At 69.6% G+C, this 9,568-nt stretch carries 7 protein-coding genes and 2 pseudogenes; 4 read left to right on the forward strand and 5 right to left on the reverse strand.

Annotated elements, in window-relative coordinates; translation table 11 throughout:
* The coding region (locus tag VF794_RS29925) for an RCC1 domain-containing protein (protein WP_414640982.1) at positions 1-643 on the reverse strand (643 nt) is incomplete at its 3' end.
* A gap of 376 nt (positions 644-1,019) precedes the next feature.
* Here VF794_RS29925 and VF794_RS29930 point away from each other — a divergent pair.
* Positions 1,020-2,387 (forward strand): B12-binding domain-containing radical SAM protein, encoded by a 1,368-nt coding sequence (locus tag VF794_RS29930; protein ID WP_331116297.1) that lies wholly within the window; start codon positions 1,020-1,022, stop codon positions 2,385-2,387.
* A 9-nt stretch (positions 2,388-2,396) separates the two neighbouring features.
* On the opposite strand, the gene VF794_RS29935 is transcribed toward VF794_RS29930, so the two are convergent.
* Positions 2,397-2,852, reverse strand: a complete 456-nt coding sequence (locus VF794_RS29935; protein WP_331116299.1) for a VOC family protein — start codon at positions 2,850-2,852, stop codon at positions 2,397-2,399.
* A 241-nt stretch (positions 2,853-3,093) separates the two neighbouring features.
* Positions 3,094-4,836 carry a hypothetical protein gene (locus VF794_RS29940; RefSeq protein WP_331116301.1) on the reverse strand — a complete coding sequence of 581 codons (1,743 nt, stop codon included), beginning with the start codon at positions 4,834-4,836 and terminating at the stop codon, positions 3,094-3,096.
* Positions 4,837-5,207: 371 nt separating this feature from the next.
* Between VF794_RS29940 and VF794_RS29945 the strand changes: the two genes are divergently transcribed.
* Complete coding sequence (locus tag VF794_RS29945) at positions 5,208-5,510, forward strand: hypothetical protein (RefSeq protein WP_331116302.1); 303 nt, start codon at positions 5,208-5,210, stop codon at positions 5,508-5,510.
* On the opposite strand, the pseudogene VF794_RS41800 reads toward VF794_RS29945, so the two are convergent.
* Positions 5,396-6,262: pseudogene (locus VF794_RS41800) on the reverse strand (serine/threonine-protein kinase); the annotation flags it as partial. The gene VF794_RS29945 and the pseudogene VF794_RS41800 sit on opposite strands and share 115 nt — an antisense overlap.
* A 244-nt stretch (positions 6,263-6,506) precedes the next feature.
* On the opposite strand from VF794_RS41800, the gene VF794_RS29950 reads away from it, so the two are divergent.
* Complete coding sequence (locus tag VF794_RS29950; protein WP_331116304.1) at positions 6,507-7,520, forward strand: NAD(P)-dependent alcohol dehydrogenase; 1,014 nt, start codon at positions 6,507-6,509, stop codon at positions 7,518-7,520.
* Positions 7,521-7,653: 133 nt separating this feature from the next.
* Positions 7,654-9,087 carry a hypothetical protein gene (locus tag VF794_RS29955; RefSeq protein ID WP_331116306.1) on the forward strand — a complete coding sequence of 478 codons (1,434 nt, stop codon included), beginning with the start codon at positions 7,654-7,656 and terminating at the stop codon, positions 9,085-9,087.
* A gap of 106 nt (positions 9,088-9,193) precedes the next feature.
* On the opposite strand, the pseudogene VF794_RS29960 reads toward VF794_RS29955, so the two are convergent.
* Positions 9,194-9,568, reverse strand: a pseudogene (locus tag VF794_RS29960) (class I SAM-dependent methyltransferase); the annotation flags it as partial.

A 9,568-nucleotide genomic window follows, 5' to 3' on the forward strand; every position in this document is an offset into this window, starting at 1 on the left:
CGGCGAGCAGGGCCAGCGAATGGCCGCCACCGGCCGCGAGCTCCGTCACCCCCGTCAGGCCGGAGATGGCGACCGGCGTGGCGCGTTGGGTGGTGGTGCCATCCCCGAGCCGGCCCGAGGCGTTGTAGCCCCAGGCGCGCACGGTGCCGTCGGAGAGCAGTGCCAGCGCGTGGTTGTTGCCCGCGGCGATGGACACCACGCTCGCGAGGCCGGGCACCGCCACGGGCGAGGAGCGTTGGGTGATGGTGCCATCCCCGAGCTGGCCATAGGCATTGTTGCCCCAGGCGCGCACCGTGCCATCCCCGAGCAGTGCCAGCGAATACTCGCCGCCAGCGGAGACCGCCACCGCGCCCGCGAGACCCGGCACGACTCCGGGTGAGGAGCGTTGAGTGGTGGTGCCATCCCCGAGCTGTCCGGAGACATTGTCTCCCCAGGCGCGCACGGCGCCAGCCGGGGTGACGAGCAGGGAGTGGGCCTTGCCCGAAGCCAGGCGGACGGCCCGTGGACTTCCGGACTGCAAGGGACGGGACTGCCCGGCCGTGGCCGCATCCTTCGCGGCCGAAGGCGCGCCGCAGGCGGCGGCCAGCAGCCCTCCCAGAGTCAGCAACAGCAACGACCAGCGTCTCGCGATCCGCACGTTCACGTCCCTCCCCACAAAACGGGCTGACTGGATGGATTCCAGCGAAACCTGGATATCACACAAATCCCGGGAGTGGCACGATGAGGACCTGACACCCCTGGGGCTCCCCCCGCATCGCAAGCCTTCTCATACAGCGTGGCGGCACGGTGCTCGTCCCGAGAGACGCCGCGGCCTTCTCGGTGCCTGCTGGGGGCCGCACAAGCTCAAGGCCCCGTGCCCCGAGTCCTCTACGAGTACGGCGAGGGGCCGACTCGTGTTCATTATCCAGCGGGATTGGGAGCCGGATGGGGAAGGCGTGGGGCTTCCTGGGACACTCCGTTGAATTCTTTCGTTCCACTCCCGTCGTAGGTGGCTGGACGCTGTCACTCCCTGGGGGATCATGTCTGCTCACGCCACCGAGGTTCTTGCTGCCTCTCCCCGTCCTCGGCGCGTCATCCTGGTGTCCATCGATTGGACCCGGGACAAGGACCCTCGGATTCCTCTGGGGCATGCGTCCATCGTCGCGTCACTGCGGAGCGCGGGAGTGGAGGTGCGGGCCTTTTCCTTCCCCATCAACCACCCCGGCTTCGACGCGGAGCGCATCCTGTGGGACATCCTCGACAATGCGCGGGGACTTCAGCCAGAGCAGGTGGACGTGGGCCTCGGCGTCTACGTGTGGAACGACCGGGTGGTGAAGAGCCTCCTGGTGGCGCTCCGGCGGCACGGCTTCCGGGGGCGCATCGTCTTGGGCGGACCGCAAATCTCCTACGCGGGAGCGGGCCTCGAGCAGCTCTATCCCGAGGCGGATGTGTTCGTCCGGGGGTATGGAGAGGAGGCCATGGTGGCTCTCGCCGCCACGGTCGAGCGTATCCAGTTCACGGGAGTCCATTGGGCGGGGCAGGTGGATCCAGGCCTCCAGGCGCAGGCGAAGCTGGAGACGCTGTCCTCACCCTTTCTCGGTGAAGTCATCGACCTCTCCGGGGGCCAGCGTTTCATCCGGTGGGAGACGCAGCGTGGATGTCCTTTCCGCTGCTCGTTCTGCCAGCACCGGGAGGCGGGTAGCCGTCTGCGGCGCAGGGACATTCCCCTGGCTCGACTGGAGCGAGAGATGGAGCTGTTCGTCCGCTCGGGAGTAGACGACATCGCCGTGCTGGATCCGCTCTTCAACCTGGGGGACCACGCCCTGGCGGTGTTGCGGACGTTTCGGACGCTCGGCTATCGCGGGCGGTTGTCGTTGCAGTGCCACTTCTCCACGTTGGATGACGAGTTCCTCGAGGCCTGCGAGGGTCTCGACGTGCGGCTCGAGTTCGGCCTTCAGACCATCCACGAGCGGGAGGCCCGGGCGGTCGATCGCGTGAATGACATGCGGAAGGTGCTCGAGGGCATCCACAAGCTCCACGAGCGCGGTCTCTCTTTCGAGGTCTCCATCATCTTCGGTCTGCCCGAGCAGACGCTGGAGTCCTTCCGGAGGACCGTCGACTTCTGCCTGCGGCAGCGGGTACCGGTGCTCAAGGCGTTTCCCCTCATGCTGTTGCGAGGAACCCTGCTGGAGCGCCAGCGAGCTCGGTGGGGGCTCGAGGAGAACAACGAGCCCATCCCCAGCGTCATCCGCAGCCACACCTTCGATGAGCGGGAGTGGATGCGGATGGAGGCGCTCGCGGAAGCACTCCGCCGGACGGAAGGTAGACACCCTGGCGATGTCGAGACGTTGGAGGAGGGGGTGGTTCCCTCTCCGGACACGGCGGGTTGGTGGTCGCCCGCCGCGTAGGAGCGCTCGCTACCCGCCCATCTTCTCCATGCGGCGCTGCATCTCCTCGGGCGACACGTCCTCGATGTGCTGCATGAGCGTCCACTTGTAGCCCTCGGGATCCTCGAACTGGCCCGAGCGGTCGCCGTAGAACTGGTTCTCCAGCGGGCGCACCTGCTTGCCGCCGGCCTTCACGAAGCGCTCGGCGAGCGCATCCACATTCTCGCTGTAGATGCACAGCCCCACCGGCGTGCCGCCATAGCCCTTCGCGCTCTTGTTGCCCCACTCGGGCATCTCGTCCGACAGCATGAGCCGCGAGTCGCCAATCTGAAGCTCCGCGTGCCCGATCTTCCCGCCCGGCATCGGCAACCGGTACAGCTCGGTCGCGCCGAGCGCCGCCTTGTAGAACTCGATCGCCTTCGCGGCGTCACGCAGCGCGATGTACGGCGTCAGGGTGTGGTATCCGTCGGGAATCGCCTTGGGCATGTGTGCTCCTGAGAGAAGCCCCGCACGACACGGGGGGCGTCAGACTGCGCGGGGTGACCTCTCAGGTCAAGCTTGTTGCGCTCTCGGTGGCCACCGGGAACTCGAGGCGCAGGCGTGCGCCTCCCTCCGCCCGGTTCTCGGCCACGAGAGGCTCGCGGAGATGGAGTCCTGCGGATAGATGAGACACAGGATGAGCGGCAGGCAGGGAAAGAAGTTGAAGTAGACGCTCCCGGTGTCCCGCTCACTCTCGCACAGCCTCGGCCCCGCGTCTGTCCCCCCATTCAGCGGAGAGTTCTTCCAGCAATGCCCGCGCCTCCATGAGGTCGACCGAGTCCTCGCCCGCATCGAACCGGGTGAGGACCCGTGTCACGAGCCTCGGCGCCACCTCGGGCCGTCCCGTGTCCCGCGGCAGCCGGCCCAGGCTCACCGTCGCGCGCAGCTCGAAAAGGAGCGCCTCCTGCTCACGGGCGACGGCGATGGCACGCGAGAAGTCGTACCGCGCCTCGCGCTCCTGACCCATGCCACGCAGCAGCTCTCCCCGCAGGCGGTACAGCTCGGCCTCGAAAAAGCGCTCACCCGTCGCCTGCCCCGCGCTCAAGGCCTCCTGTACCACCCGAAGGCCCTCGCGGAGCTGACCCAGCTTCAAGTGAACGTCCGCGAGCAGGCCGAAGAAGTAGGTCAGCGTGGAGCGGGCTTCCCACTGCCTCCAGTTGGCGATCTCCCGCTGGAGGAGCGCCAGGCCCTCGTGCGGCTGTCCCAACTCGGCCAGGGTCCAGCCCTGGAGGACGCGCTCCCACACCTTCCACCTCCAGTAGCTGCGCTCGGAGGAGAGGGCGACTGCCTCCTCCACGTACCGAGAGGCCTCCTGAACATCCCGGCGGAACTGGCAGGCCATGGCCGTATACGACAGGGCAACGGTCGTGGTTGGTGGATGGCCGGAGCGACGGGCCTGCTCCACGGCCTCCCGGCCGGAGCGACGGGCCTGCTCCAGCCGTCCCAGGACGGAAAGACCCATCGAGGCGAAGGCCAGGCTCGCCGATGGGGAACTCGTCACCTGCCCCGCGCCCGCCCGCTTCCCGTTCTGAGCGAGGCCGGAGCTCTCGCAGGCCCGAGCCCGCTCGATGGACTCCAGGGCGAGCCGGGCCCGTCCCTGACAGGCGAAGTCATTCGCCAGCAGATGGCAACCCATGGCGATCAACTCCAGGTTCTCCTGGCGTTCTCCCTGGCGCACCACCCGCTCGGCCAGCTCGCGAGCCAGGTCATACTCCGCCCGCATCTGGTGGTAGCCATGGAGACTCCAGAGACCCACCGCGAGCAGGGGGGGAAACTCGTCCAGCCGTCGCAGCAACTCCAGCGCCCGGGCCTGCGTCCGCGCTGCCTCCGGCGAATCGAAGCCCCGCTCATGCGCCAGGGCGCAGGCCTGCATGGCCCACACCAGCACCTCTACCGCCGGGTGCCGTTCGGCTTCTGGCAGCTCACGCAACAGCTCCTGAGCCCGGGTGAGGTAGGTGACCACTTCCGGGATGGCCCTGCGCTGGAGGGCGAGCTTCCCGGCCTCGCACCAGTAGGGGAGGGCCAGCGCGGGCGCTCCCGCGCTCGTATGGTGGTGTGCGAGCACCTCGGGCTTTGCCTCCACCACGGCGGGAAATCGCTCCTGCAATACTCGCGCGATGCGCTGGTGCTGCCGCCTCCGCTCGCCGCGCGGCAGGGATTGGTAGGCCGCTTCCTGGAAGAGCGCGTGTCGGAACTGGTACCCGGGCTCGTCCGTCCCTTCCCGCTCCTCCAGGAGCAGCCCCGCATCCACCAGCCCTCCGAGCTCGCGTCGCAGGTCGGTCTCCTCGCGTCCGGTGACGGCCGCGAGCAGGGCCAGCGAGAACGCCCGCCCCACCCCCGCACCCTCCTGGGCCAGCGTCTTCAGCCGAGAGGGAAGCATGTCCAACCTCGCCAGCAACAGCTCGTGCAGGGTGACCGGGATGGAGTCCACCGCGCCTCCCTCCAGTACCGAGCCAGGAGACCACCCGCGGCGCCTCCCCCTGCATGGCGCGCGTGTCCAGGACCATCCGGTCCGTATTCAGGCCCACCTTCATGCCCAGCCCGGACAGGGACAGGTGCGGCAGCTTCCGCCGGAGCAGCTCCGGCAGCTCGTGGACCAGGTGCAGAGCCGCGCGCACCGCGCGCTCCGCATCGTCCTCCCGTACCTGGGGGTAACCGAAGCAGGCGAACACCTCGCCGCCCATGGCCAGGGCGAGGCCGCCGCCGTGCCGCCGGATGACCTCGTCGCATTCCCGGTGGAAGTTCGCCTCCAGCTCTCCCAGGTCCTCCGCATCCAGCCGCCTCGCCAGCCCGGAGAGGCCCGTGAGCTGGCAGGAGAGCAGCACCAACCGCCGGAGCTGCCGCGTCACCGGCCCCGCCTCCTCGGAGCCGGGCCGGGCGAGGCGCGCCCACAGCTCGTGCAACTCCCCCCGCAGCCCGAGCGCCGTGGGGAAGCGTCGGGCCGGGTCCTTGGCCAGCGCGGTGGCCAGGAGGGACTCCACCTCCCGTGGCACCTCCGGGTTGCGCGCGCGCACCGGAGGCATCGCCTCCTCGGACATCACCCGCTCGCGCAGCTGCGGGAGGGTGACGCGCGGGAAGGGCAGCTCCCCGGTGAGCATCTCGTAGAGCACCACCCCGGCCGCCCACACATCCGTCCGCGCATCCTGGAGCCCGGCCCGCCACTGCTCCGGCGCCATGTACCCCGGCGTGCCCGCCCCAGCCAGGTGCGGGACACGCCGGTCGCTGGGCGCCAGCAGGTGCGACAGGCCGAAGTCCAACAGCTTCACCGTCCCCGTTGGGGTGAGGAAGACATTGCCCGGCTTGAGGTCTCGGTGGACGAGGCCGCGCTCGTGCGCGTGCGCCAGCCCCCTGGCGATGCCCTCCAGCACCTCCAGCGCGCGCCGTACTTCCAACCGTCCCCGTTTCAGCAGTGCCGAGAGCGGCTCGCCCTCCAGGCACTCCATCACCAGGAAGGGCAGGCCCGGCTCCTCGGGACGGCTCCGCCACTCGGACACGTCGAAGATGCGGACGATGTTCTCGTGGTCCAGCCGGGCAACCGCCCGGGCCTCTCGCAGCGCTTCCGCCTCGAAGCCCGAGCGCGCCAGGAGGAACTTGAGCGCCACTTCACGTTGAAGGGTCTCGTCCCGAGCGCGAAAGACCTGGCCCATTCCCCCGCCACCCATCCACGCGAGGATGTGATACCTGCGGCCATCCGGGCCCCCCAGCCGCGCCCCAGGGAGCGGGAGATTCCGCAACGGCTCGGACTGGCGCAACTCCTCCAGGAAGGAGTCCTCGAAGTCCGAGGCTCCAGAAGAGGCCCTCCCCCCACTCGCGGGCAGGCCTTCGTGCTCTCCTTCCTGGGTGGCGTCCCTGCTCATCCATGCTCCCGGCGACGCGCTCCGTCCTTCGGGCAGCGGTCCGCTCAGAAGGTAGGAGGTGGAAGCACCGGATGTGACGCGGTGGGGCGTGCTGCCTGGGGCAGGGGCCCCCGGGCGAGGGCTCGGTTCTCAACCCCGGGTCGCACCGCCTCGCACCTGGCGGCGGAGCGCGGACGCCGCCAGGAAGCCGTAGCCGCGCTCGAGCCGTGCCCTTCTCCGGGAGGCGCGCTAGAAGCCTGGAGCCATGAAGCTCTACGAGATTCGTGACGGATTCGGGTTGGACAAGCTGGTGGCCTGTGAGCGGCCGGACCCCGTGCCCGGCCCCTTCCAGGTGCGGGTGCGGGTGAAGGCCACGAGCCTCAACTTCCGCGACCTGATGATGGTGGAGGGACGCTACAACCCGCGGCAGAAGCTGCCCCTCGTCCCCAACTCGGACGGGGCCGGCGTGGTGGACGCGGTGGGGCCGGGCGTCACCCGCGTGAAGGTCGGGGACCGGGTGATGGGCCTCTTCGCCCAGGCGTGGCTCGCGGGAGAGCCCTCGCGCACCATCCAGGCCAGCACGCTGGGCGGGCCTCTCGACGGCGCGCTCGGCGACACGATGCTCCTCCACGAGGAGGGCGTGGTGCTCACGCCCCCCCACCTGTCGGACGAGGAGGCCGCCACGCTGCCGTGCGCCGCCGTCACCGCGTGGAGCGCACTCGTCACCCATGGGGGGCTCAAGGCGGGTGACACCGTGCTGCTGCAAGGGACCGGGGGCGTCTCCATCTTCGCGCTCCAGATCGCCCGGATGATGGGCGCACGTGTCCTCCTCACCTCCAGCCGTGACGACAAGCTGGAGCGCGCCCGTGCGCTGGGCGCCCATGAGGGCATCAACTACGTGACGAGCCCGGACTGGGACAAGGCGGCGCGTGCCCTCACCGGCGGTAGCGGCGTGGACCACGTGGTAGAGGTGGGCGGCGCCGGCACCCTGGAGAAGTCCCTGCGCGCCGTGCGCCTGGGGGGCACGGTATCCGTCATCGGCGTGCTCAGCGGTGGCGCGGGAGCGGTGCCGCTCACGTCCATCCTCATGGGCAATGTGCGCGTGCAGGGCATCTTCGTGGGCCACCGCCAGTCCTTCGAGGCCCTCAACCGCGCGCTGACGCTGCACGGCGTCCGTCCGGTGGTGGACCGCGTCTTCCCCTTCGCCGAGGCCCGTGCCGCCTTCGAGCACCTCAAGAGCGGGGCGCACTTCGGCAAGGTCGTCATCCGGGTGGAGTGAGCGTCACGTCATGCGAGACAGTGGGACGCCCTCCAGGGAGAACGTGCTCACGGTCTCCTGGGAGTAAATGGAGAGGGGGTTGCCCGCCGGAGCGGGCTCACGGTTCCCATTCAGCGTCACGAAAGGGAAGTCCATGAGCCACGAACGTTTCAATCGGGTGTGTCGGGTGGCGGTTGCCGCCGCCATGTTGAGCGCATGTGAGGGAATGCCCGCGGATGTGGCGGAGGCTCCTCACTCCGATCGCAGCGGTATCGGAATGGTGCCCCCGCCGATTCCTCCCAGCGAGCCGGCTCCGGCGACCACCTCCCTCGACGTCCGCCGCTCGCTGGCGGTGACGGAGAAGGTCATCCTGGGCCGCTTCGGTGGACGGCGGGTGTTCAACAAGCTGGTCGCGGACAACGCCGGGATGGGTTTCACGCCCAACCAGCTCTTCCGCCAGCTCTGGGACACGCAGAACCCCGCGCCCGGGCAACCGGACCTGCCGGGCATGCCGCACTGCACCGACCAGGGCAACACCCTCAATGGCTTCCCCTATGTGTGCCGCCCGAGCGAGGGCGGACAGGCGCGGCCCGACGCGGCCATCAACCTGGACAGCTACGCGGCGGTGGGTCTCTACAACCGCTTCGACCTGGCGCCCGTGGATGGCTCCAATTGCGGCGAGTACCGCATCGTCCTGGCCCGGCTGCCCTCCGCGCCCGCCAACCGCAACTTCATGATCTTCGAGGCGGTCCTGCCCAACCCCCACGCCGAGCTGGGGCTCGAGGGCTGCCGGCCGGTCGTCGAGTTCTGGCGCGGGCTGTCCGCCGAGTCGGACCCGGTGGCTCGCGCCGACAAGCTGGAGGCCTTCTACTTCACGGGGCTGCCGGGCTTCGAGCCGGTGGTGGGCATGAACCACTACGGCAACAACCCGAGCGGCCAGGGCCAGGTGCGCACCAACCAGTTCCTCCAGGGCGGGCCCAACGCTCCGCCGATTCCGTGGCTGATGCGCGAATTCAAGCTGGTGAGCGATTGCACCTCCCAGCCCTCCTGCACGCTGAAGTTCGTCCCGGCCACGGTCAAGACCAACCCCTTTGGCGGGCTGTTCAACCCGGCGTCCACGGACCCTCGGGCCTCCGCCTTCCAGAGCCACTTCGTCTCCCAGGTGGCGGGGCTGGCCCTCAATGACCTCAACCGCTTCAACTATGCGGTGCCGGACTCGTTCAACGCCGGCCAGAGCGACTCCCGGACTCCCGGCGTGGCGGATGACTACCTCGCCCAGCTCGGTCCGGGCCCCAGCCCGTTCCACCAGGCCATCGGCCAGGAGCTCGCCCGGGTGGGCAGCACGCTGACCCCTCGGGACGTCGTCGCCCGCGCCCAGGCCCTGTCCTGCGGCGGCTGCCACCAGCGCAACAGCGGCAGGCCCGTGGGCGGGGGCCTGACGTGGCCCGCCTCGGCCAACTTCGTCCACAGCTCGGAACTCGATGATCCGGCGGACCCGGGTCGCTTCGCCATCTCCCCCGCTCTCAGGGACCAGTTCCTCCCCCAGCGCGGGGCGGTGATGGAGCGCTTCCTCCAGCGCTCACTTTGAGTCGGGCTCCAGCCCGAGCAGCCGGAGCGCGTTGGTGTGGAATATCTCCCAAGCGCATGGACGGAGTCTCCCACTGGAGCCGCGCCGACAAGGACACCATTCCGGCCTAGCCGGGCCGGTACTCGTGGATCCACACGAACTCGACGCCCCAGGTGAAGAGCATCCTGTGGCGTGAGCGGATGGTGAAGCCCTCGGCTTCGATGGGGCGCGTCACGGTGATGAAGCGGGTGCCGGGTCGGCACTCGCGGAAGCGCTCGACGAGCCGGGCCTTCGTCTCGGGGGTGAGCGCCAGCCAGTTGGTGAAGACGTGGGTGGCGTCACCCAGCGCCTCGCGCGTGGCGTCACCCTCGACGAGGGTGATGCCCACGGGCTGGAGCCGCCTGGCCATGAGGGCCACGTGGGTGGGGAGCAGCTCCACGCCCCGCGCCTCGGCCCCCAGCCACCGGGCCGCGATGAGCACCCGCCCTCGTCCCGCCCCGAG

Source organism: Archangium sp., from assembly GCF_036389735.1.
Classification (GTDB): Bacteria; Myxococcota; Myxococcia; order Myxococcales; family Myxococcaceae; genus Archangium.